Source organism: Paenibacillus lautus NBRC 15380, assembly GCF_004000945.1.
GTDB lineage: Bacteria > Bacillota > Bacilli > Paenibacillales > Paenibacillaceae > Paenibacillus_AQ > Paenibacillus_AQ lautus.
On sequence record NZ_BIMF01000007.1, the window covers coordinates 113614 to 137645 of the forward strand.

The following is a 24032-nucleotide window of genomic DNA, read 5'->3' on the forward strand; positions in this document are numbered from 1 at the left end:
ACCGTTTTTTATTGGAGGAATTCAAAATGGCAAAACATGAAGAAGTGAAAAATGGCGTTATTTTCCCCGTAGGAGAGCGAAATGAAGCATATGCACAATTTTTTGTGGGGCAAAGTTATCTTAAAACCTTGATCGCCGACCCTAAAGTGAATGTTGGTGTGGGGAATGTAACCTTTGAACCGGGATGTCGAAACAACTGGCATATCCATCGGGATGGATTCCAAATTTTATTAGTCACTGGAGGCGAAGGGTGGTACCAAGAAGAAGGAAAACCGGCTCAATTCTTAACGGCTGGTGATGTGATTGTCACTCATGATGGTGTGAAACATTGGCATGGTGCCGCCAAAGACAGCTGGTTTGAACACATTGCTATCACGGCGGGTAAGCCGGAATGGTTGGAACCTGTCTCAGATGAAGTATATGGGAGAGCAACTATATAAACGGGAAGCAAAATAAACACCATTGGATAAATATAACATTGACAATCGTAGGTTTTTCCAAAATAATAGAATGTAATTGAATACTGGTACCTTTAATTCAGTCCAGAGAGGCTGGCAAGGGCAGCGGATTTTTATAATCACGCGTGAATCATTGAGTATTCCATCAGGGATGCTCTGCGTCTTCGCGCGGGTTATGATGTACTAAAAAGAGGCTACTTGTCAGTTTAAGACTTGACGAGTGGCCTCTTTTTTTTCTGCTTCTTTGGTATCAGAACACTTTAAGCTGGAGGTATTCTGATGAGCAAACAAGATCAAGAGTTTTCGTGGCAAGAGGTGCCGAAAACGCAGAGAAACCATTTTTGGAAGACGTTATCCGTCATGTTAGGGTTCACTTTCTTTTCGGCAAGCATGCTGGCAGGGGGGACATTAGGCGTCAGCTTGACGTTCATGGAGTTTATCGGCGTCGTGCTGGCGGGCAATTTGGCGCTCGGCATCTATACGGGAGCGCTGGCACATATTGCTGCCAAAACGGGCCTTTCCACGCATTTGCTGGCAAAATATGCGTTCGGTGAGAAAGGTTCGTACCTGCCTTCGTTCCTGCTCGGCTTTACGCAGGTCGGATGGTTCGGCGTCGGCGTGGCGATGTTTGCGATCCCGGTCGCCAAAGCGATGGATTGGAACGTGTACCTGTTGATCTTCTTGTTTGGTCTCGCCATGACGGCATCGGCCATCTTCGGCATGAAGTCGCTCGTCATTTTGGGTTATATCGCGGTTCCGGCTATTACCATTCTCGGTGGTTACTCCATGTTCGAAGGCGCAGATACACTGGGCGGACTTCAAGGGTTGCTCGATTACACGCCGACACAGACACTCACCACGGCAGCGGCATTGACCATTTGCATCGGTTCATTCATTAGCGGCGGAACGCTGACGCCCGATTTTGCACGTTTCTCCCGGACTTCCCGGCAGGCGGTTACCGCTACGGTCATTGCGTTCTTCCTGGGGAATTCGCTCATGTTCCTGTTCGGGGCTGTCGGCGCAATGGCTTATAACCTGGCAGATATCTCGGAGGTCATGTTCCTGCAAGGATTGATCCTTCCCGCGATCATCGTACTGGGGCTGAATATCTGGACGACCAACGATAACGCCCTTTACGCTTCCGGACTGGGATTTGCCAACATCACAAAAATTTCGAAAAAATTCTTCGTTATTGTAAACGGCATTGTGGGTACCGTATTGGCCATGTGGATGTACAACAATTTTGTCGGTTTTCTGAATGTGCTGGGTGCGGCGGTACCGTCCATCGGGGCCATCATCATCGCGGATTACTTCTTCGTGAAGCGCAGAAACTATAAGCCGTTTGCCGACATGACTTTCAAGAAGGTAAACTGGATAGCGATGGTGGCTTGGGCTATCGGCGTAGCGTTCGCCCAGCTTGCCCCGGGAATAACGCCATTGAACGCACTAATTGGTACGGCGGTGGCCTACATCGTGTTAATGCTGATCGTTCCTGCCAAAGAATCCAAAGAAAAGGGGAAAAACAATGATTATACAGAACGCAAAATTGCGGGGTAAAGAAGGTCTATGGAATATCGTCGTGAACGACGGGAAGTTTGTAAAAATAACGAAGGCGCTGGAAGCGACAGCGAATGAGGAAGTCATTGACGTCAACGGCTCACTTGTACTGCCGCCGTTCATTGAACCTCATATTCATCTGGACACCACATTAACGGCTGGCGAGCCGGAATGGAATCTGAGCGGAACGCTGTTCGAAGGCATACAGCGTTGGTCAGAACGCAAGGCGTTCCTGACGCATGAAGACGTCAAAACACGCTCCAAAACGGCACTGAAGTGGCAGATGGCGCAAGGCATCCAGCATGTACGGACGCATGTGGACGTCACCGATCCAAGCCTGACCGCAGTTAAAGCGATGCTTGAAGTGAAAGAAGAAATGGCTCCATACATCGACATCCAGCTCGTCGCTTTTCCGCAGGAAGGCATTCACTCTTACCCGAACGGCGCCGAATTGCTGGAAGAGTCGCTGAAAATGGGCGTTGACGTGGTTGGTGGTATTCCGCACTTCGAATTCACGAGGGAATATGGCGTCGAATCGATGAAGGTTGCGTTTGACCTCGCCGAAAAATACGACCGTCTGATCGACATCCATTGCGACGAAATCGATGACGAGCAATCCCGCTTCGTGGAAGTCGTTGCCAAAGAAGCCTACGAACGCGGGCTGGGCTCCCGTACAACGGCAAGCCACACGACAGCGATGGGGTCATACAATGATGCATATACGTACAAATTGTTTAGATTGCTGAAGATGGCTGACCTAAATTTCGTCTCCAATCCTCTGGTTAACATCCACCTGCAGGGACGCTTCGATACCTATCCGAAAAGAAGAGGGCTGACTCGCGTCAAAGAGCTGCAGGAAGCGGGTCTTAATGTGTGCTTCGGTCACGATGACATCTTTGATCCATGGTATCCGCTAGGCACGGGCAACATGCTTCAGGTACTGCACATGGGCATTCATGCTTCGCAGCTGCTCGGATACGATCAGATCGTGAATTCGATCGATCTCATTACGAAAAACAGCGCAAGAACGTTGCATATCGAGGATGTGTACGGTATTGAAGAAGGTAAGCCTGCCAACTTCATCGTACTTGAAGCAGAGAACGAATATGAGGCTATACGAAAACAGGCCGGAGTGCTTTATTCGTTCAGAGGCGGCCGTAAAATCGCGGAAACGAAGCCGCGGGACACGTCGATCATTCTTGAGGGCGGCTCGGAGAAGGTCACTTTCAATAAATGACATTAAAGACTTTTTCGCGGATCTATATCAATACGTAGAACAACTAAAGAATACAATACCTGTAAATGACTCTTCTTGACCGAAATATAGTTATTGTGTTAAGTTTTTCATGTAATAATGATGAATAATGATGGGAGGGATAAAGTGATGACTGCTTCTGAAATTGTAGATGTAAATGTGAACCTGTCTTTTAAAGCGATGTTTGACAAGGTTCACAAAATAACAAATCAGATACCGGAACTTTATCCTTCTATGCATATATACAATTCGTGACTCATTTACAGTTAGTCTCTTACTTTTGTATAAGTATAGTAAGGTTAATGTACGCAAAAAAGCACCGGTAAGCTGGTGCTTTTTTGCGTTTTCTCCGTTTAAAGGGAGATAGATATGAAGCATTTATCTAAGTATGAGAAAATTCGTAAGATCTTATCGGCTCTAAAACAACCTAATTATAGATATTCGCAAATAACAGAGGCAATCTTCAAGAACAAGATTGGAAATTTTGAAGCAATGAACAACTTGCCTAAGCCATTAAGAAATGAATTAATCAAAGAGCTTGGAAACGAAATGTTAAGCATCACACCAAAAATGGAGCAGAAATCCAATCAAGTTAGTAAAATTCTGTTTGTCATTCCTGGTAATGAATACATTGAGTCCGTAAGGTTAAGTTATAAAACGGGATGGGAATCGTATTGTATCTCTTCGCAGTGTGGTTGCGGATTTGGCTGTACATTTTGCGCTACGGGAACACTTGGTTTGAAAAGGAATCTCACAACGGATGAAATAACGGATCAACTTCTTTACTTTACTTTGAATGACTTTCCATTGGACAGTGTGTCCTTTATGGGAATGGGGGAGGCACTTGCAAACCCATATGTATTTGATGCATTGCATGTGCTGACGGATCCTCAACTTTTCGGTTTAGGACATCGAAGAATTACAGTTTCTACAATAGGTTTATTACCTGGAGTAAAAAAGTTGACGAAGGAATTTCCTCAGATTAATTTAACGTTCTCCCTGCATTCACCATTTAATGATCAGAGAAGTGAGTTAATGCCAATTAACAATCATTTTCCATTAGAAGAAGTTTTGACCGTGTTGGATGAGCATATTCAACAAACGAAGCGAAAGGTCTACATTGCTTATATACTTCTAAGGGGAATAAACGATTCAACACAACATGCTGAAGCTGTTGCTGATTTGTTGCGTGGAAGAGGGTCATGGGAACATTTATATCATGTCAATCTAATCCCTTACAATTCCACTGATGCCACACCACAAAGTTTTGTAGAGTCGGATCAGAACCGTATAAATACGTTCCTTAAAATCTTGAAGTCAAAAGGAATCCATGTCACCGTCAGAACCCAATTTGGATCGGACATCAACGCAGCATGCGGTCAACTATATGGATCAAGATAAGGTTTTGGGAAAATTATAGCTGCTAGGAGGAAAATGCAATGTTCCTTAAAAATACATCTATAACACATGTGTTACTCCATGCAGAGCCGGTTTTGGGTATTTGCATGGAGTAGCCAATAGCATTTAAACTGGCTTTGCTACTTGAACTATAATTTCAAGGAGTGAGTCGTTCGTGAAATATATTAATGCTTCTGTCGTCTTGCCGGAGGAATTAGTTGAAAAATTACAGGAATATGTTCAAGGTGAAAACCTCTATATACCAGCTAGAAAAAATGAATATAAAGTCTGGGGAGAGCTGTCTGGCGCACGAAAAGAGATTAACAAAAGAAATGATAATATTCTGAATGCCTATTTATCTGGCGCTTCCGTCGAGGAGCTCTCAGAATCATTCTTTTTATCAACCTATGCTATCCGAAAAATAATATATCAGAAATAGATACCTACGTTCCCCTTCAAGTGTGCTAAAATCGAGCACTACTTGAAGGGGTTTTTATAATAAAAAGAAGAATTCCGGAACTCTGAGTATCCACTTACAAGTTAATTAGCAACAGTTATATGTAAACTAATATAAAATACTACAGCATCGTTTTGTATATAGATCATGATTTTTCAATCTGCTATCGTGTAGATGTAGGGGAACATGGGTTATAAACCATTTAAATTTGCACCAGGAGGGGTGAAATGGAACTTGAAGAATCCATCTTCGGTATTATCCCCAATGAATCGGTTCTGCATGAAGCTGTTGTTAACCATCATGCGAACAAGCGTAGCGGGACACACTCGACTGTAACTCGTGGCGAAGTTAGAGGTGGAGGCAGAAAACCCTATAAACAAAATAAAATAAATAGATCTAGAGCGGGTTCCATTCGTATCCCGCACTGGCGTCACGGAGGTATTGCGTTCGGTCCCAAACCTCGTGACTATGGATATCGTCTCAATAAAAAGGTTAAACGTCTTGCGATCAAATCAGCTTTATCGCCAAAGTGCAAGATAACGAACTCATCGTAGTTGAACGTATTACACTTGAAAGTTACAGGACAAAATCGATCGTCGCCATGCTTAAAGCTCTTAATGCCAATAAGAGGTGCAGACAACTGAAGCAAACTCGCTGAATGTATATGATATTCTTAATTGTGATACGTTCATTATAGCTAAGGATGCTATAAAATTAGTTACAGAAATATATATCTAAAAAACAAACGGAAATGAGGTGATCACGAAAAGCAAAAGAACACAAGTGAACATTTAGAGTCACAGAGCAACGAAAAACTTATTCAGTCTGGTCGTATGAAAGAAGTCGTCATATTGATAATCCCCTTTAAGTAGACAGTGTGTTAAAAAGCGCATTAGGTTTACTTGAAGGGGATTTTTCATGGGCGGAATACGGAAGACATACGATATCGAATTCAAGCGGACGGCTGTTGCAATGTACGTAGGAGGACAAGAACATACAAGTATACAAAGTCGCAAAAACAGCGGCTTTTTTTACTTTAACGATGTAGTTCTTATACCGGAGTTGAGGACAAGAACTCGATTACTTAGCCCATTAGATGATGGTCTAAATTGGCGGATGGTTGTTGATATACCGCATGGTGGTATTGATCCGTTTGACCTTTTTTCATCGACTCCATAAACAGTATCACTTTTTGACATGATTTAAGAATATGATAAACCCATCAAGTAAAAAGAAAATTTAAAGAAGAGGAAGGGATTGAATATGACAAATTATACGCTTGAGGAAAAAGACAGCTTTATCGTATTAGGAATTGGAACGGAGCTTCAGAGCGATTACACAGACTATGCTGGCATAAACAAGGAGAAGACCGACTTTTGGGAGGCCGTGCAACAAGATGGAAGGCTGGACACGTTAAAGGCCATCGCTGCAAATGACTACATTTTTGCCGTAAACGAAGCGGTAAATAACAAGATGATGTACTACGCTGGCGTTGTGACAGAGGAATCGGTACCCGAAGCAACCCGCGTTATCCAATTTCCTAAAGGGGAATACCTCGTTGTAAAAGGGGAAGGGAAGACGGCTGATGAGTTGAGTAATAAACTTGCTGGCATTGCCTTTGGTCAAGTATTGCCGGAAGCCAAGAATTTCGCCTATGTTGGCGGGCCAAATGCAACGGTTGAGATGGGGCAACGAAACGGCCTCGTATTTGGGGAAATGTGGATTCCCGTTGTCAGGAAATAAGGAGGGATGAACATGTCAATGTCATGTATACGGTTGATGACCCTAAGAAGCGAGCCGTTGGTTTTAAGCTTTCGGAGGGGATGGAGGTACCAGAGGAGTTAGAAGGGAAGTTTAAGTTTGCTAGGCAGAAGTCGAAATTAGCCGGAACCATTCGGGGCTCATTCTTTGTAATGAAGAGAAATTATATTGATGAGGTGGAAACCAATGAATAAGATGATCGGTGTGGAAACAACTATGAAAGTAAATACCCGTCCTCTCGGAAAAATGATAACTTATTGGACAGTCACAGTGCTACTCGCAGCAGCTATGATGTTAAGTGGTATCGGACAACTGATGCAATTTGGAGGAAACCTCGAGTTGGTGACGAATCTGGGCTACCCATTATACGTCCTGACCATTCTCGGGATTTGGAAAGTGCTTGGAGCCATCGCTCTTGTCGTGCCAAGTTTACCTCGACTCAAAGAATGGGTTCACGCTGGTATCTTCTTTTTAATGACGGGTGCGGCATTATCCCATGCATTTGCTAACGATTATGGTGATTACGGGTTTAATCTGATCCTCCCGCTTTCTTATGCTGCACTAAATATCTTCTCGTGGGCGCTGCGGCCACCGAAGAGCCGCTTACAATAAGATGATGTAGAAAATTCACGGCGATCCCTTCGTACCACCAACAGATTGTCTTGTCCCAGAAGATCTATGGGTGGAGGGGGCTATGAACGAGAACAACCAAACATATAAACAATGAAAGCCGCATAAGTTGCGGTTTTTTTTGTTTTAAGTAGATAAGTTTTTGTCATTGAGTCATGACCAACCATCTTAAGAGAAAACATTAAAGTACAGTATGGTAACGCTAAAGAAGGTAGTCCTCAAAAAACGTTACTTGAAAGACGCATTGCTTCTATTGAAGCAGCTATAGAAGCTCTTGATGCCCACACCCAATAAATTTTATGAGAAATTCTGACTAGTAGTGCGGTGTCAGACGACATGATGAGATGAATAGGTTCAAACCGTTCCTAGATGTTTTACAAATGTATCCCTATCAAGATTATTATGTGGAGTCATTTAATTAAAGCATATTAAAGACCAACTCTAATGATAAGTTGGTCTTTTAATATGCTAATGAGAGCATTCACAATGACTTAGTTATCATTTCAATCACGGTTGTTTAATCCCAAAACTTCACAGAACCGGATCCGCTGAAGCTTTCATAAACGTAAAATTCTGCCTTCTTGTTGTCCCCGTCGACATAGTTGCTAATTCCCCGATATATCAGTGTGTCGCCAGGGTACAGAAAGTATTCATAGCCAGTCACAATTTCGTCGGTATTGCTGCCCGGATCATATTCCCGCAGCTGATACCAGGCCCCGCCGCCCGGACCACTCTCAACCTGGAACTTGAAATCACCGCCGCCAGAGTGAACGTAGTTTGCCGGGTTTTGTGAGGAAACCGTTGAGAGTTTACCGAGGTAATCCCACTCACCTGCTCCCATCGGGGTGACGACATCCCCGTTGGCACGAATAATCGTGATGTTAGGGGTAGATTCAACAGTTCCTTCCACAGCTCTGGATTCCAATTCGGGTTCGTCGGCAAACATCGTGGAGACGGGAGCCGCGACTATAAGCGTCAGGGTGGCCAACATAACGCGCAACCAACCGACACCCATTTTTTTCCGATCCTTCACATCCATCGTCCTCCTTATTATTTCAATGTATGAAATCAGAGATAATGTAACACACCTGGAATGTCATAACAACCAAAAATTACTAAAAATGATTTAATTATAAAAAAATGCAACTATATGTCTAAGTCTTTGGTCTCTCTATGCCTGGTCTGATGACTCAGCACATTGTTGACGTGACACCATCTAAGATCTAAACATCGTTCGATCTGGCAGGTTCATTAGGAATATCCTCCTGGCTCGGGCAGCTAGATGGAGCGCAATATGTAACTTATGAAACTTGATAATAGGTTCATATGTTACATATTTTCCACATCATATATGAGCAAGGATCGCGAAGATTTGGATGAGAAAAAATGATAGCAGCGGGATTTCGCCGGACAGACGGATGACAATGCACATCTTACACATTTACGATGTCATGCTGTCTTCTCTACACTTTGGAATGTAAGCGTTACCTGTTAATCACTGAAACGTGATGTACGTGAGTGAACCAGATAACCTGACATGAATCGATATGTAAGAGAGGAGGGGAAACATGAGGGGAAGAAGACTACTTGCTGTGATATCCGGAAGACGTTCCATCCATCGCGAAACGAAGCCGCCTAATCCAGGTGTAAACCAAACGTCTCTTGGTAAAAGAATCAGGGTGAACTGGGAGCTCTATCTGTTCTTGGTGCCGGTATTACTGTATTTCCTTGTATTTCACTATGCGCCGATGTATGGTATCCAGATTGCCTTTAAGAACTTTATCCCTAGCAAAGGAATCATGGACAGCCCATGGGTGGGCTTCGATCATTTCGAACGTTTCTTCAATTCCTACTATTTCTGGGATCTGCTCTGGAATACGTTCAGCCTCAGCTTCTACGAGCTGTTAATCGGGTTTCCGCTGCCGATCATCCTGGCGCTCGCTTTTAACGAAATCCGGACGGGTCCCTTCAAGAAAATCGTCCAGACCGTTACGTATGCGCCTCATTTTATATCCGTTGTTGTCATGGCGGGTATGATTATTACCTTTTTATCGCCGTCCACAGGCATACTGATCCAATTTATCAAATGGATGGGCATCGATGCGCCAAACTTTCTGTCGGATCCGGCTTGGTTCAAGACCGTATACGTTCTGTCCGGGGTTTGGCAAAGCACCGGATGGGGGACCATTATCTATCTGGCTGCGCTGTCCGGTGTCGATCCCCAGCAGCATGAAGCCGCGATAGTGGATGGAGCGAGTCGTTTCAAACGATTGTTGCACATCAACCTGCCGGCCATACTCCCGACGATCACCATTTTGTTGATTTTGAACATGGGCAATATTCTTACGATTGGCTTCGAAAAAATACTGCTGCTTCAAAACTCATTGAATATGGAGTCTTCCGATGTCATTTCAACTTATGTTTACCGAACCGGTCTGGTAGACGCGCAGTACAGCTTCTCGACAGCCGTTGGCCTGTTCAACTCCGTTATCAACGTCATTCTACTGGTAACGGTCAACCGGATTGCCAGACGCACCAGTGAGAACAGCCTATGGTAGTAGAAAGGAGGGAAGTGCATTGGTTACCGCTATGAAGGAATCGAAGTGGGACAAGATTTTTCTCGGCAGCGTCTATATCTATTTATGCATCGCTCTGATTGTTGTTCTTTATCCGCTCGTTTATATTCTCAGCGCATCGATCAGCAGCCCGCAGCAGGTGAATTCCGGTGCGATGTGGCTGTTTCCCAAGGAGATTACCTGGGCCGGATATCAGCTGGTCTTCGAAAACCCGAAGATTTGGAACGGATACCTGAACACGATAGTTTATACTGGGATAGGAACGCTGTTGAACCTGGCCGTCACACTGCCTGCAGCCTATGCGCTCAGCAGGTCGGATTTGGTCGGACGTCAACTGTTCTTAGGATTTATCCTGTTCACGATGTTCTTTACCGGAGGGCTTGTGCCAACGTATCTCGTCGTCCGGAATTTGGGGCTGATCAACACGATGGGGGCGCTCATTCTTCCCGTAGCCGCATCGGTATGGAATATCATCGTTGCCCGGACGTTCTTCCAGACGACGATCCCGAAGGAACTGCAGGAAGCAGCATATATGGACGGCTGTACCAACCTGAAGCTATTCGTCCGCATTATTCTGCCGTTGTCCGCGCCGATTATTGCAGTCATGGCCTTGTTTTATGGGGTTAGTCACTGGAACAGCTATTTTCCGGCGCTGATCTATCTCAACGATGAGAGCAAGTATCCTCTGCAGATGGTACTGCGGCAGATTCTGGTTCTTCAGGAAATGACGGCGGAAACGACTGGCGCCGGAATCAGCGGGGATGCGGCTAGGGCAATGAATTCCAAAGCCGAAACCGCATCATTGATCAAATACGGGGTTATCGTCGTATCTACTTTGCCAATTGTGGCGCTCTACCCTTTTTTACAGCGTTACTTTGTCCAAGGGGTCATGATCGGCTCTGTAAAAGGATAATGTAAGCGTTTTATCCAAAAGAGCTTGAGTATTCAAAGGGAGGAAACATGAATGAAGATGACAAGCAAACCGTGGAAGCTGGTGTTGACGGGCATAACGGTCCTGTCCCTGCTCGCCGGATGCAGTTCGGCCAACGATACAAATTCTTCTGGAACGAAGTCAACAGAAGCCGCCGCTGTGAATAAAGAAGGCTTCCCGATTATGAATGAACCGATTACGCTGACCATGATGGCACCAGATGTCGGTGTTCAAAACTGGAAGGATATGGTCGTACTGCAGCAGATGGAGGAAAAGACGGGCATTTCATTCCGATACTTGAACGCACCGAAGGATAGTTTTGATACAAAGAAGAACCTCGTATTTGCCAGCGGCGATTACCCGGATGTCTTCTATGCTGCAGGCTTGACGGCGGCTGAACAGATGAACTATGGCGAGCAGGGAATTCTGATCCCGCTTGAGGAGCTTATCGAGGAATATGCTCCGAACTTTAAGGCGCTGATGGACGAGATTCCGGAGATCCGTAAATCCATCACAGCTCCTGATGGACATATCTACTCCTTACCTGCGATCGATTTAAGCCAACACTGGTATCGCAACCCGATGTGGTACAACGGTGATTTCATGGAGGCCTTGAATATCGACAAGCTTCCGGAGACGACTGAGGAGCTCTATACCTTCCTGAAGCGGGTAAAAGAAGAGGATCCGAACGGCAATGGAGTCGCCGATGAAATTCCGATTTCTTCTGTATCGACAGCTACGACCAATGCTCGGGATATTCGTACTTGGCTACTTGGCGCTTTCGGCGTCTATGAAGACGAAATTTATGTAGACGATGAGGATATTGTTCATTATACCCCGATAGAAGAGGGCTTCAGAGAATATCTGGTCTATATGAACCGTCTATGGAAAGATGATCTGCTAGACCACGAGAGCTATTCGCAAACCGCAGAACAGAAAAAGGCCAAGGCACAGAACAATCAGGTGGCCCTGTTCTCCGACTGGCATGCCTACATGACCAAAGGCGGAGAACCTTCCACCAAAGATCCGATGTTCGCTCCGGTAAAAAGCGATTTGGTAGACAAGCCGGCCATCGCCAAGAACAGAGGGATTACGACAGGGGCTTTTGCCATCTCGGTTACCAATCCTGCCCCTGAAGCATCGATGCGATGGGTGGACTACCTTTATTCATATGAAGGAGCGCTCTTTTTCAATAAAGGACCAGAAGGCAAGATGTGGGAGTACACGGATGAAGCCAATCGTGTGAAGCGCTATCTGCCTGTTCCGGACGGCATGGAAATGGAGGATTACCGTGCGACTTTGACGCCAAACTACGGCATTCCGGCTCCAACCATCAATACGGATGATATCAATAAAGGATTGAAGACCGACTTTGATCTGTGGGTTGAAAAGGAAACGAAGGAAAAGCTGCTTGACCGCGGAGCAAGACCGCCGTTCCCTGCCTTGTTCCTGACCGTTGAAGAGCAAACCGAGATCAACAGCCTGAACTCGGATCTGAGCACGTATGTACAGCAGATGGAGGCGAAATTCGTTACGGGAGCAGAACCATTGTCCAATTGGGATAACTACCTGAACACGATGAAGAAAATGGGTGCCGACCGGGTCGTCGAAATCTACCAAGGTGCATATGACCGCTGGAAGTCGAGCTAAACATAAAATTGTGTTTAACCGAAAGGTGCCTACAAAATGAAGTACTCGAGATGACAGAAGCTTTCAAGGAAAAGGTGGCCTGGGGAGGTGTGATGCCTGCTTCAGGCGCACCTATGAATTCAAGAGGGCTTGATAAATCCTGAATATCATGCAAATGTGGAGGCGTAGCCTATGAAAATTACGAGACATCCGAACAATCCGATCGTCGTTCCAGGAACGTACGAATGGCGTAAAGTCACCGTATTCAATCCTGCGGTTATTATAGACAACGGCAAGTTTTACATGATCGAACGCACCGCAGGCTCACTAACGCCTTGCAAGAATGTTTTGGGACTGCTGGAGAGTGACGACGGAGTGAATTTTACGCACGTGAAAGACGAGCCTATTGTGACACCTGACATGCTGGGCTTTCCATATGGAAGCGTCCAGGACCCGCGGATTGTCAAAATGGATGGCACGTACTATTTAAACTATGCCCTTAGGCCATGCGCCATGAGTTACTATCCAACAGGAGCGGGCATACCGGAGCGTTCGATTCCGGAATATCCGGACGGCTGGGGGGAGGAGGAAGGCCACTGGCTCACTCGCTCTTCGATTTTAAAGTCGGATAATCTGATCGATTGGGAATTCGTTGCCGATACGACACCGCTCGACATCAATGACCGTGACAACATTTTGTTCCCTGAGAAGATTAACGGAAAGTATGTATTGCTGCGCCGTCCGGAGGAATACGTGGGTGAATCTTACGGAACGGACAGCGCTGCGATATGGATTACGTACTCGGAGGATCTTGTTCATTGGGAAGAGCCGAAGCTTCTGGCCAAGGCTGAGAATCCTTCTTGGGAATCCAGGAAAATCGGCGGAGCAACGCCGCCTGTGCGAACAAATAAAGGCTGGCTGGTCCTTTACCACGGTGTTGATGATCAGGTCGTTTACCGTGTCGGGGCGATGCTTCTTGACCTGAAAAACCCTGAGAAGGTCATAGCAAGAACGAAGAATTTCATTATGGAACCGGAAACCTATTATGAGAAATTCGGTTATCAAATTCCGAATGTTGTGTTCCCGACAGGAAACGTGGTCAAAGACGGCCTGCTCTATATCTATTATGGTGTTACCGACACTGCAATTGCACTGGCTACCGTGCCGGTCGATGAGCTGGTAGAGTATATCTTGAACGAACCGTAGTCAGTGAAGTAGAAGCAGCCGGGCCCTTTCGAGACAATGTCTCCGAAAGGGCCTTCTTATTATATATCCAGCCTGTTCGAGTGATGTTGTTTGCGGTACTGACCGGGCGTCAGCCCGGTTTCTTTCTTGAATTTGCGAATGAAATTGGGTGCATCCAGGTAGCCCACCTGCTCGATGATTTCCTTCAGGGGAGCGCTTGTTGTCACAAGCAGCCGAATGACTTCCTCCGTACGCCTCTTCCAGATATACTGCGAGAAACTGATCCCGGTCTTCTCTTTAAAGCTGCGGCTCAAGTAAGAGGTAGAGACGGAAAATTTAAGGGCAACATGCTCCAGGCTGAGCGTATAGTCGGCAAACTGCTGATTCACATAATGAACGATATCATCGATCAGTTTAGGCGCTGCTTGCTCATGGTTACGCTCAACCTTCTCGCAAACCTCTGCCGTCAGCGACAACAGCTTATCCTCAAATTCCTCCAGCGTCTCAAACGACGTATAGTCCGAGATGCTGCTGAATACTTCGTTCATTCCGACCTCAGAGGCGGACCGAAGCAGTGCGTTCAGCAGATCGAAGCAAATGCAGCGCAGCAGATGAATCTGCAGCGGTTCGCTCCGGATGGTCTCCATCATCTCGGCGATCATCTGCACAGCCACCGACTCGTTGCCTTGCTTTAGGCTTTGCTCCAGCTTGAGCAGCGACTTTCTTGGAAGCCACACGCCTTTGGCGACAGGATGATTCTGCTCTGCCAACTGGTCGAAATAGGTGATACGGCTGCTGCCAACCATTCGGTGCTCCAGTGCGGTTGCGGCTTCGATGAAGGATTGGTTCAGTTGCCCCAAATCCCGGTAAGGCGTACCTACGCCCATGCTCGGATCGAGCCGAGTGTTCTCGGTGATCAATGCTTGGACCGCATGAATAATCTGCTCCATCCGGATCTTCAGCAAATCTTGACCAGGGTCAGGAAGGGATACAATCAGCGCAAACTGATTATCGGCTGAGAATTCAACGCCATAAATATTTGCTTGAAGCCCTGATGGCTCAGCATGGCTGAGAATTTCATGCACCTGTTGACGATCATGCTGGACATCCTCGGCCGCATCGTTTTCTTCCCAGGACAGAATCACACAGAAATAAATGACTTGTTCTTGGGGAGGTTCCAGCCCAACTCCGGCGATCATTCGCTCGATTTCGGGATCATCCGGCTTGCCGTGCTTCAGTAGAAGCAGCATGCATTGGTTGCGCACGAAGGGCTCCTGCATATCGATTCGGGCACTGTAATCATGAAGGGTCTGACGAATCCATTCCCATTCATTGCGCGTTTTTGGCTCTGGGGTATCATTGACTCTGAGCTTGGCGAATTCCATCAAATCCTTAATCGGGTGATACTGGCGTTTAGCCAGCACAAAAGCGGCGAGCACTCCGGTTATGACTGCGATACCAAACACCAGCAGAATGAGCGTCTGTACATGAGCGACCCGGCCGAAGAACTGGTAGCTTGGCATGATGGTCATGTAGTTCCATCCATTCTCCCGGGATTTGACAGATACGACGGAATACTTGTCATTGTTCAGGGAGAGATTGTGTATGCCGGCATCAAGCGCAGCTAATGACCCGAGATGCTCTTGAGACAGGGATACGCCGTGATTGTTGGCTGTAAGCACTTCATCCTTTTGATTGAAAATATAGCTGCTCCCGGTGAAATCGCTAAGGATGGAATCCATGACCCCGGTAAGATTGGACTCTTTCACCATATATACGACGCTTCCGTAAGGATAGGGGGCATTGGGCTTGATCGGTACGATTACGGTCAGCATGGCCTCCTGCCTGGAGCTGTTGATCGTAACATTCTCGGCAGGCCGTATTACCATCTGATTTGTTTCGTTCAGAGCAAGGATGACATCTTCCAAACTCCAATTCTCATAACGATAATAGGAATCGAACGCAACGTTAACATTTGTCAGACCGCGGTAAGAATAGACAACTGGGTCGTTATGATAATATAAGAAGATGTCTTCAATGATGCTGCTGTTTGCCTTATAATTAGCCAAAGCTTGAATGGCTTCAACTCTATAATAAGAATCACGAACCATATAAGGGGTTAAGCGTCTGTCATAAGCGATTCGGCCGGAAATCTCTCGAAGCTCCGCGATACGGGAGTCGATGGTCACTTTCATCTGGTTCAATTGATTAATGTTGGATTGTTCAATCTCGGAACGAAGCCCGTTGACAGCGCTATCATAAACAAAGATCGTTACCCCCGTCAGGGGAATCAGGAAGATCAGAATATAAGACAGCACGTATCTTAAGAGCAGTTTCGACTTAAAGTGATTCCAGTTTATTTGGAAAGTGGATACGATGAATGATTTGAGCTTGTGAATTGTCATTTGGGTGAATCCTCCATTGTATGCTTTCATGTCATGCGAAAATCCGATTTCATCAACAACAACGATTTGCCGACTAAAACATTATATCATTATAATGATTTGATTCCGTGAAATATTAAAAATAAATAGAGATCCAAAAGGACCTCCATAAATCCATAATACATTTTTCTGCCATTCTTTATCATAGATGTTACGTCCCCGTCTTTTTCCCTTCAGGCCCTGTCGAATTTTGTAGCGTGTTGGGTTCACGGATACCCCTAATTGCTTCCATTAACCATAATGCTGCCTTGCCTAGGAAGTTTTTGTCTTTATAAGCGATGCCTATCGTGATGACAGGATTCAAATCGGCTATAGGTCTTATGACCAAGGAGCCTTCCTGTTCCAGAGCGCTGTAAATCGGAACAATCCCGATGCCGAGCTCTGCCTTAACCATTTGTTGAATGACAATAAAGCTTCCAACCTCCATACAAGAAAACAGGTTTTGCCCAGACCCACAAATCGCCGTTTCCCAAAGCTCTCGATAGACACAAGTCGGTTCTTTGACTAAAATGGTTTGCCCCGCGAGGTCGCTCGCGAATGGTTCGATAGGTTCCCGGCGAAAGCAAGAGAAATGATAGCCAGGGGCCATGAACTTACAACGCATACCTACCATCACCGCAGAATGGCAGATGTGACCAAAGCCATATTCTTCGAAGAGCTGAAGTTGGCTGAGCTCGCTTATCAAGAAGCAACGGGAAGGCCGGTTCCGACCTTCATGCGTTTTCCTTACGCCTCTTATCTGGAAGAGAATATGGAATGGCTTCGGGAGTGGAGCTATCTGGTCATCGAGGGGGAGGATACCGTCGACTGATCGGGACCGCCAAGCGGGGAGCTTGTGGAGCGGGTGATACCTAAGCTGGATAATGGGTCCATTTTGATGTTTCATGCCAATGAAATCGCCAAAGAGACACCAAGACTAGAGAAACCTTGCGCTTGCTGGCGACTGAGCTCCATGCGTTAAATAAGACGATTACGTCGTTTCGGGAGAGGCACATCAGATGTTTTTCCAAGAGCGAGTAGAGCCTTATAAAGCGGAGATGCTACGGCAGTTGAAACCACATCTTGAACGATTGAAAAAGATCCAAGATGATTTTAGAGGAGTCTGATTTGCCGTAACGAAGAGAACACAGTCGAGTTCCGGAGTTTTGAACCACAAAAAGCCGGATTCATGGATCAAATCTAGAGCAACACATTATCGAAAATTTAACTATCCGTGCATACGAGGCGGATTGTGTTGGGGACAGTGGGAAACAGCAATTGATTTTGGCAAAAGTGGACCAATTCAACTTTATTACAGATTTCCAATTGATGAGGAATTTTCTTATCCACTAACTGTATAATTCTATAGTATGGTATTCTACTTACGAATCAAATCGGGACATGAAACCGTCGAGTCGGTTAAGGAGGATCCTATGAACATTACGGGTATACAATCTGATTGGAAAGTGGAAAAAATCGAATTCGCGAGGTTAACGGGAGAACGAGCCAGAAGCGCGGGGGCCAATGGCAGAATCGGCATTCATGGCAAAAGCTGCTCAGTGGATATCGCGAGAATTACGATCGATGGACAAACAGGTTACGGCAGCTCGATTCATATGACACCGGAATGGGCCGAAGACATAATAGGCCGCCGATTGCTTGACTTATTCGATGACCGGGGCAGACTGCGCGAAGCGTATCGTTTGCAATTGGAATATCCCGTGTTCGATTGGTTAGGAAAGAGACTAGACAAACCAGTGTATGACTTTGTGTCGGGTGCCCACATGGAAAGGGGAGTCCCATTGGTTGTCCCCTGCTATGATACCTCTCTATACTTTGACGATTTGCATTTGCCCGATGAGAGGTCCGCAGTAGCGTTGATGCAAGAAGAAGCGATGCAAGGTTATGCGAAGGGCCAACGTCATTTTAAGATTAAGGTTGGCCGAGGCGGACGTCATATGCCACTCTGGGAAGGGACGAAACGAGATATCGCGATCGTTCGTGGGATCTCGGAAGTGGCAGGTCCCTCAGGCAAGATCATGATCGATGCGAATAATGCATATAATTTGAACTTAACCAAAGAGGTCTTAGAGGCTTTGGCGGATGTGAATCTGTATTGGCTGGAAGAAGCGTTCCATGAGGATGAAGCCTTATACGAGGATCTGAAGGAATGGCTCCGACAACGTGGGCAGAATGTGCTTATCGCGGATGGGGAAGGGCTTGCCTCACCCCATCTTATTGAGTGGGCGACCCGCGGCCGTGTCGATGTGCTGCAGTATGATATCATCTGGCCCGGTTTCACGCATTGGATGGAATTAGGCGATAAGTTGGATGCCCATGGTTTGCGGTCTGCGCCTCATTGTTACGGCAATGCTTATGGTATTTACGCGTCAGGACATTTGTCAGCCGCAGTGCGGAACTTCGAATTTGTGGAATATGACGACATCACAATTGAAGGAATGGATGTATCAGGCTATCGTATCGAAAACGGAGAGATTCATATTCCGGCCACGCCTGGTTTCGGAATCGTCTTCGACGATGAACTTGTAACAAACCTTGTAAAGCGATCCGGCTGGTCCTGAGAAGCTGTTAATAAGCCAGAGAATATAATGATGTTGGACTATAAATTTCTATTATATTGTGGATAAGCGCTGTTGCGATGCAAAAGCGCTTATTCGTGTGGCTGCATATATCGGACGACAAGAACATGCATACTCTATAAGTCGCATTATGATGAGTAGCGAATAAGGAGGAATATAATGAACTTGAAGAAGGACAACAAGATATTGCGCAAATCATTTGAGCAATCCGCGAGCTATTATCAAAAGGCGCGTCCGGATTACCCGGAAGGATTGTTCGATGATTTAATTCATGCGGCAAATTTGCATCCAGGTGAGGGTTGATCCCGAAGTTCGATACATCAAGGCATGGCAAGCCCTTCGTCCAGGCGGACACTTGGCATTTTGGAACGCAGATCACGTTTTTCGAGAGGGTGGGGACCCATTCTTCCGTGAAATTCAAACCGTTTACTATGAAATCGGCGAGGGTAAATCAGTCGACAATAACGAATGGCCGCGACCAGGGGAACTACAAGAGCAACGATGTGAGATTGAGAAAAGTGGGCTGTTTGAGGTTGTTCACGTTAGACACTTCGATTGGGAGCGCATTTATCATGTTGATGAGTACATTAAACTCCTCGAAACTTTCTCCGGACACATACTTATGGAAGAATGGAAACGAGACAAGCTCTTCCACGAAATCCGAATTCGCCTTAATAGCCGTCCAGAAAAATCAGTTCGCCGCCACTGGGGGGCTGTTCTCCATGTCGCCCTTCGAAAGGATTGACACGCTATACAGTGTTTATAATCCATAAACGCTCCGGCAAGCCATCCTCATGACTTTGATTCAAGGGCGGCAACATCCAGGTATGCGTGTAGGGGAGATGAAGAAGAGACACATTTGTCCCGTCCAGCCGTATCCCATCATTTAAGAATATTAAAGGAAGCTGCAATAATTAGCGTTCGTAAAGAAAGGACAATCAAATACTATCGCGTCGCCATCAGGCGGCTTATTTTTTTTCAGTGATAAGAGCTTTCCGAGCTGAGGACAAGACTAATATGACACAGGGGTATATCAACTGCTCGAAGAGGGGCAGATGTTCGAACCACGATTGACCCGAACGGACGCAATCCAACATTTTCATACCGGGCTATACGCGTCTTACCACTCGTTTGCCGACTTTGCACTTTCTTTAAAAATGCCGAAAACCGAGGCTTCTTTACTCTACAAAAATGTCTCATTGCCGGAAAAGAAAACGCTGCTGCATAATAAGGCCACACCGCTCGCGAGGCGATGAACGACATATGGAGGTGGAGACTGATGAAGCAAGCTACGGCTCAAAGGGATTTCCCGCAAACGTCCAAGCAGGCGGATTACCGCACGAGTTTCGCGGCAAGGCTTCGCAGGGACAAATGGCTATACCTGTTGCTGCTCCCCGGCTTGCTTTATTTTCTAGTTTTTAAATACGTGCCGATGTGGGGGGTCATGCTGGCATTTCAAAACTATCAGCCGTTCACTGGATTTTTGAAAAGTGAATGGGTGGGCTTCGAGCATTTTCGCCTGTTTTTTAACAATCCCGAGTTTTTGATGCTGCTGCGCAATACGCTGTTGTTATCGTTCTATAATCTCATCTTCTTTTTTCCCGCTCCGATTATATTGGCACTCCTGTTAAACGAGGTGAGGCTTTCCTTCTTCAAGCGCACGATTCAAACGATGATTTACGTTCCGCATTTTATTTCGATGGTAATCGTGGCAAGCCTAACGTACGTGTTCCTAACCACGGAAGGTGGCACCGTCAACGAGCTGCTTTTCCAATATACGGGGAACAAAATCCAATTTCTGTCCGATCCGTCATGGTTCCGCCCCGTCATTATTTTGCAGACGATCTGGAAGGAATGCGGCTGGGGTACGATTATATTCCTGGCGGCGCTGGCGGCCGTTGACGTGGAGCAGTACGAGGCAGCGACGATTGACGGGGCAAACCGTTGGAGGCAAATCTGGCATATAACACTGCCGGCGATCCGCAGCACGATCGTGATTCTTTTGATTTTGCGGATGGGCAGCGTGCTGGACAATGGCTTCGAACAAATTTATTTGATGCTGAATCCGCTCAACCGCTCGGTAGGCGAAGTGTTCGACACCTACGTATACGCGATGGGCATCACGCAAGGCGCTTTTAGCTACAGCACGGCTGTCGGGCTGTTTAAATCGGTCGTGGGCGTCACGCTTGTGCTCGGCACGAACTGGCTGGCGAAAAAGTTCGGCCAATCCGGGCTTTACTAATAAGCAAGAAAGGGGAATCAATCCATGGCCAAGCAATACAGAACCGCGGCCGGTGTCACGTTCGACGCTGCCAACTATATCGTGCTAACGTTGTTCGGGCTGGCTGCCGTGCTCCCTTTCATATACGTGATTGCGGGCTCCTTTGCATCGGACGCGGAGCTAACGTCGAGAGCGGTATTTTTCATACCCAAAACATTTACTTTAAATGCTTACGAGTTTATTTTTTCGACGGATACGATCATGAGAAGCATCGGCGTCTCCGTCTACATAACGGTCATCGGCACGCTCGTCAACCTGTTTTTCACTGTCACGATGGCCTATTCCCTAGCCAAGAGAGGATTGTACGGCCGGAATCTGGTGTTGAATCTCGTCATCTTCTCTATGCTGTTCGGTGGGGGAATGATACCGACTTATCTGGTCGTCAAGGAGCTGCAGCTGCTCGATTCGCTTTGGGCGCTTATGCTGCCTGGCGCGATCAGCGCGTTTAACCTGATCATCGTCAAAAACTTTTTTCAGGAAATTCCGAAGGAGATCGAGGAGGCCGGACGCATCGACGGCTGCTCCGAGCTTGGCCTCTTAGGGCGGATCGTGCTGCCGCTTTCAATGCCTGTCCTTGCTACATTTACGTTGTTTTACGCCGTCGGGCATTGGAACGACTTCTTTTCGGCACTGCTGTATATTAACAATCCGGAAAAATGGCCGCTGCAGGTCATGCTGCGCCAGATCGTTCTGCTGTCGCAAGCGGCTGCCGGCGATTTGAACTCGATGGACCCTAACTTTGTGAAGCCGCCGGATCAATCGATCAAAATGGCCGTGATCGTCGTCGGCACGATTCCGATCTTGTGTGTGTATCCGTTCCTGCAAAAGCATTTCGCCAAAGGCGTTCTGCTTGGCTCGGTGAAAGGCTAAAGTTAGTTTTTCTAAATGTGTGATTCCGCCTGGCTCTGTTGTCTATACCGAGACGCACGGATTGTTTTGCTTGGAGCTCGCGCGGTTTTGCAATATGACTCTAATTATAAAGGGAGGCTATTTAATGAAGAAAAAGACAATGAAAGCGAAACGTGCTTCCTCATTTCTAATTCTAGGCACGGTTTGCATCGTATTGCTGGCAAGCTGCACGTCCGGCAAAAACAGCGGGGGCACAGACTCTTCCAACATTTCGACGGCAGCTCCTCCTGCAAGCGCTTCCGCAGGATCGCAAGAAGCGTTTAAGCTGAACATCATGCTCCCGATTTTTAAAACGAACTATCCGAAGGACGACAGTCCCGTAGCGGCTGAGCTCGAGAAGCTGACCGGCACGGACATTCATTTCGAATGGGTGCCTAACGCTTCATATGCGGATAAATTCAATATTACGCTTGCATCGGGCAATTTGCCGAAAATCATTTACGTGCCGGACTCGAAGGGTCCCAGCTTCGTTAGCGCGGTAAAATCGGGAGCGTTCTGGGATTTGACCGACAAGCTTAAAAATTATCCGAACCTCAGCCAGGCCAGCGAAATCATTCTGAACAACTCCTCGATTAACGGCAAAACGTACGGCGTATATCGCGGGCGCGAGCTTGGTCGCAACGGCGTTTATTACCGCCAGGATTGGCTGGAGAACGTCGGCCTTGAGCAGCCGAAAACGATCGATGATTTTTACAACATGCTGAAAGCGTTCAAAGAGAAGGATCCGGACGGCAACGGCAAGGACGACACCTACGGACTGGTTATGGTCAAATGGACGGCCGGCTGGGGAGCGGGCTTCGACCAGATCAAACTGTGGTTCGGTGCACCCAACGTATGGGGTGAAAGGGACGGCCAGCTCGTACCGGATTTCGAATACGACGAATATCTCGAAGCGCTCAAGTTCATGAAAAAGCTGTATGACGAAAAACTCGTCAACCAAGATTTTGCCGTCATGGACTCGGCGAAGTGGACTGATCCGCTCGTTAACGGGCAAGCCGGCGTGATTATCGACGTCGTGGACGGAGCGGCTAGAGTCGATGACAAAATCAAGGCAGCGAACGTGGCAGCGGGCAAAGACTCAAGAGAGCATTACATGGACGTGTTCGGCGCCGTAACCGGTACGGATGGACAAATTCGTACGCTGCCTACCTCCGGTTTTGCTGGCCTATTGGCGATTCCAAAGTCGAGTGTAAAGACAGAAGAGGAGGTCGACCGCATTTTGAAATTCCTAGACCAGCTGAACGAGCCTGACCTGCAGACACTGACCAGCTTCGGACTTGAAGGCGTGCATTATACCAAGATCGATGATACAACACTCGAAAGAAGCACGGACTCTGTGCTCCTCGAGTCGGAAGTCGAAGGGCTAAACCAAATGGTACCTTACATTCCGGAAGGCAAAGGGCTGCAAGTGGCCCAGACGCCGCTTCGCTTAAAGCAAACAGAGGTTCAAATGAAAAACCGGGAAACGATCGTCGCCAATCCGGCGGAGCCGTTTATTTCTGAGGTGTACTCGCAAAAAGGACAACAGCTAGGCAATATGATTAACGATGCCCGCATTAAATTTATCGTCGGCCAAATCGACGAGCAAGGCTGGCGCGATGCAATTGAACTATGGAAAAAATCAGGCGGCAACGATTACGTAAAGGAAATCAACGAGCTGTACGCCGCATCCAAATCCTAGGCGAAGTCATTTGAGCAGTGTCGTTCAGCGGAAAAAGAGGCCTGGGGCCTCTTTTTTCTCTATGAAAATTTATCTTTCCAGGGCCCCAGCAAAGTGAATGTATCAGATAAGTAGCCAAGACTCACCTTGTGGTGTTGATTTGGTTTCCTCTGTTTTTTGAACAATTTACTCTGAAAATATGCAGGTGTTATGGATAGGACCACGTTATCCTAATTAAGGAAGTCGTTTTATTTCAAGGTTTTTGAATACGCTTACATATCTGAAAGGGCAAAGATAAGCCTGACGAGGAAGGCAAAACTAA

At 46.7% G+C, this 24032-nt stretch carries 21 protein-coding genes and 3 pseudogenes; 21 read left to right on the top strand and 3 right to left on the bottom strand.

The genetic code is table 11. The annotated features are described in order from the left end of the window. The first annotated feature begins 26 nt into the window (after nucleotides 1-26). The 9 genes and pseudogenes from PLA01S_RS14885 (at nucleotide 27) to PLA01S_RS14925 (ending at nucleotide 7498) form a co-directional block, all read left to right on the top strand. On the top strand, nucleotides 27-440 hold the full coding sequence (locus PLA01S_RS14885) for a cupin domain-containing protein (protein WP_127592884.1): 414 nt from the start codon (nucleotides 27-29) through the stop codon (nucleotides 438-440). Between the two features lie 297 nt (nucleotides 441-737). After that, nucleotides 738-2015 (top strand): cytosine permease, encoded by a 1278-nt coding sequence (codB, locus tag PLA01S_RS14890; RefSeq protein WP_100537367.1) that lies wholly within the window; start codon nucleotides 738-740, stop codon nucleotides 2013-2015. Continuing rightward, nucleotides 1984-3252 carry a cytosine deaminase gene (locus PLA01S_RS14895; RefSeq protein WP_127592885.1) on the top strand — a complete coding sequence of 423 codons (1269 nt, stop codon included), beginning with the start codon at nucleotides 1984-1986 and terminating at the stop codon, nucleotides 3250-3252. Before codB ends, PLA01S_RS14895 begins: the two co-directional genes overlap by 32 nt. Before the next feature lie 387 nt (nucleotides 3253-3639). Continuing rightward, the gene (locus PLA01S_RS14900; protein ID WP_127592886.1) at nucleotides 3640-4671 is read left to right on the top strand and encodes a Cfr family 23S rRNA (adenine(2503)-C(8))-methyltransferase; all 1032 of its coding nucleotides are present in this window, start codon (nucleotides 3640-3642) and stop codon (nucleotides 4669-4671) included. A 172-nt stretch (nucleotides 4672-4843) separates the two neighbouring features. Then, nucleotides 4844-5107 (top strand): CD3324 family protein, encoded by a 264-nt coding sequence (locus tag PLA01S_RS14905; RefSeq protein ID WP_127592887.1) that lies wholly within the window; start codon nucleotides 4844-4846, stop codon nucleotides 5105-5107. Between the two features lie 245 nt (nucleotides 5108-5352). After that, nucleotides 5353-5863, top strand: a pseudogene (rplD, locus tag PLA01S_RS33030) (50S ribosomal protein L4). Between the two features lie 525 nt (nucleotides 5864-6388). Beyond that, nucleotides 6389-6868 (top strand): GyrI-like domain-containing protein, encoded by a 480-nt coding sequence (locus PLA01S_RS14915; RefSeq protein ID WP_127592888.1) that lies wholly within the window; start codon nucleotides 6389-6391, stop codon nucleotides 6866-6868. A 14-nt stretch (nucleotides 6869-6882) separates the two neighbouring features. Next, a pseudogene (locus PLA01S_RS14920) lies at nucleotides 6883-7080 on the top strand (DUF8821 family protein); the annotation flags it as partial. Next, complete coding sequence (locus PLA01S_RS14925) at nucleotides 7073-7498, top strand: DoxX family protein (RefSeq protein ID WP_127592890.1); 426 nt, start codon at nucleotides 7073-7075, stop codon at nucleotides 7496-7498. The pseudogene PLA01S_RS14920 and the gene PLA01S_RS14925, both read left to right, overlap by 8 nt. Before the next feature lie 535 nt (nucleotides 7499-8033). Here the strand turns inward: PLA01S_RS14925 and PLA01S_RS14930 are convergent. Further along, entirely contained in the window at nucleotides 8034-8549 is a 516-nt protein-coding gene (locus PLA01S_RS14930; RefSeq protein ID WP_127592891.1) for a YndA family protein, read from the bottom strand. Nucleotides 8550-9084: 535 nt separating this feature from the next. On the opposite strand from PLA01S_RS14930, the gene PLA01S_RS14935 reads away from it, so the two are divergent. From PLA01S_RS14935 to PLA01S_RS14950, 4 genes are all read left to right on the top strand, one after another. Further along, a complete protein-coding gene (locus PLA01S_RS14935) occupies nucleotides 9085-10074 on the top strand; it encodes an ABC transporter permease (RefSeq protein WP_127592892.1) in 990 nt (329 codons plus the stop codon). Nucleotides 10075-10093: 19 nt separating this feature from the next. After that, nucleotides 10094-11005 carry a carbohydrate ABC transporter permease gene (locus PLA01S_RS14940; protein ID WP_009589981.1) on the top strand — a complete coding sequence of 304 codons (912 nt, stop codon included), beginning with the start codon at nucleotides 10094-10096 and terminating at the stop codon, nucleotides 11003-11005. Between the two features lie 51 nt (nucleotides 11006-11056). Continuing rightward, nucleotides 11057-12673: an extracellular solute-binding protein gene (locus PLA01S_RS14945; protein ID WP_127592893.1), complete on the top strand. Its 1617-nt coding sequence runs from the start codon at nucleotides 11057-11059 to the stop codon at nucleotides 12671-12673. 171 nt (nucleotides 12674-12844) lie between these two features. After that, the gene (locus PLA01S_RS14950) at nucleotides 12845-13858 is read left to right on the top strand and encodes a glycoside hydrolase family 130 protein (RefSeq protein WP_127592894.1); all 1014 of its coding nucleotides are present in this window, start codon (nucleotides 12845-12847) and stop codon (nucleotides 13856-13858) included. A gap of 59 nt (nucleotides 13859-13917) precedes the next feature. Here the strand turns inward: PLA01S_RS14950 and PLA01S_RS14955 are convergent, their stop codons facing one another. Beyond that, the gene (locus PLA01S_RS14955; protein ID WP_127592895.1) at nucleotides 13918-16242 is read right to left on the bottom strand and encodes a helix-turn-helix domain-containing protein; all 2325 of its coding nucleotides are present in this window, start codon (nucleotides 16240-16242) and stop codon (nucleotides 13918-13920) included. Between the two features lie 190 nt (nucleotides 16243-16432). Next, nucleotides 16433-16870 (bottom strand): substrate-binding domain-containing protein, encoded by a 438-nt coding sequence (locus PLA01S_RS14960; RefSeq protein WP_246059531.1) that lies wholly within the window; start codon nucleotides 16868-16870, stop codon nucleotides 16433-16435. On the opposite strand from PLA01S_RS14960, the gene PLA01S_RS32550 reads away from it, so the two are divergent. The 8 genes and pseudogenes from PLA01S_RS32550 to PLA01S_RS15000 all read left to right on the top strand — a co-directional run bounded on the left by PLA01S_RS32550 (nucleotide 16853) and on the right by PLA01S_RS15000 (nucleotide 23731). After that, nucleotides 16853-17092 carry a polysaccharide deacetylase family protein gene (locus PLA01S_RS32550; RefSeq protein WP_246059533.1) on the top strand — a complete coding sequence of 80 codons (240 nt, stop codon included), beginning with the start codon at nucleotides 16853-16855 and terminating at the stop codon, nucleotides 17090-17092. The genes PLA01S_RS14960 and PLA01S_RS32550 overlap by 18 nt on opposite strands. Nucleotides 17093-17693: 601 nt before the next feature. After that, on the top strand, nucleotides 17694-18842 hold the full coding sequence (locus PLA01S_RS14975; protein ID WP_127592896.1) for an enolase C-terminal domain-like protein: 1149 nt from the start codon (nucleotides 17694-17696) through the stop codon (nucleotides 18840-18842). Nucleotides 18843-19019: 177 nt separating this feature from the next. Further along, nucleotides 19020-19163 (top strand): hypothetical protein, encoded by a 144-nt coding sequence (locus PLA01S_RS32275; protein WP_218033650.1) that lies wholly within the window; start codon nucleotides 19020-19022, stop codon nucleotides 19161-19163. After that, nucleotides 19132-19605 carry a hypothetical protein gene (locus PLA01S_RS14980; protein WP_218033651.1) on the top strand — a complete coding sequence of 158 codons (474 nt, stop codon included), beginning with the start codon at nucleotides 19132-19134 and terminating at the stop codon, nucleotides 19603-19605. The genes PLA01S_RS32275 and PLA01S_RS14980 overlap by 32 nt, the downstream gene beginning before the upstream one ends. Nucleotides 19606-19639: 34 nt before the next feature. Next, nucleotides 19640-19824 (top strand): annotated as a pseudogene (locus PLA01S_RS14985) (ArsR/SmtB family transcription factor); the annotation flags it as partial. A 315-nt stretch (nucleotides 19825-20139) separates the two neighbouring features. Continuing rightward, nucleotides 20140-21102 carry an ABC transporter permease gene (locus PLA01S_RS14990; protein WP_127592897.1) on the top strand — a complete coding sequence of 321 codons (963 nt, stop codon included), beginning with the start codon at nucleotides 20140-20142 and terminating at the stop codon, nucleotides 21100-21102. A gap of 24 nt (nucleotides 21103-21126) precedes the next feature. Then, nucleotides 21127-22011: a carbohydrate ABC transporter permease gene (locus PLA01S_RS14995; protein WP_127592898.1), complete on the top strand. Its 885-nt coding sequence runs from the start codon at nucleotides 21127-21129 to the stop codon at nucleotides 22009-22011. Between the two features lie 124 nt (nucleotides 22012-22135). Further along, the gene (locus tag PLA01S_RS15000) at nucleotides 22136-23731 is read left to right on the top strand and encodes an extracellular solute-binding protein (RefSeq protein ID WP_127592899.1); all 1596 of its coding nucleotides are present in this window, start codon (nucleotides 22136-22138) and stop codon (nucleotides 23729-23731) included. The last annotated feature ends 301 nt before the right edge of the window (nucleotides 23732-24032 follow it).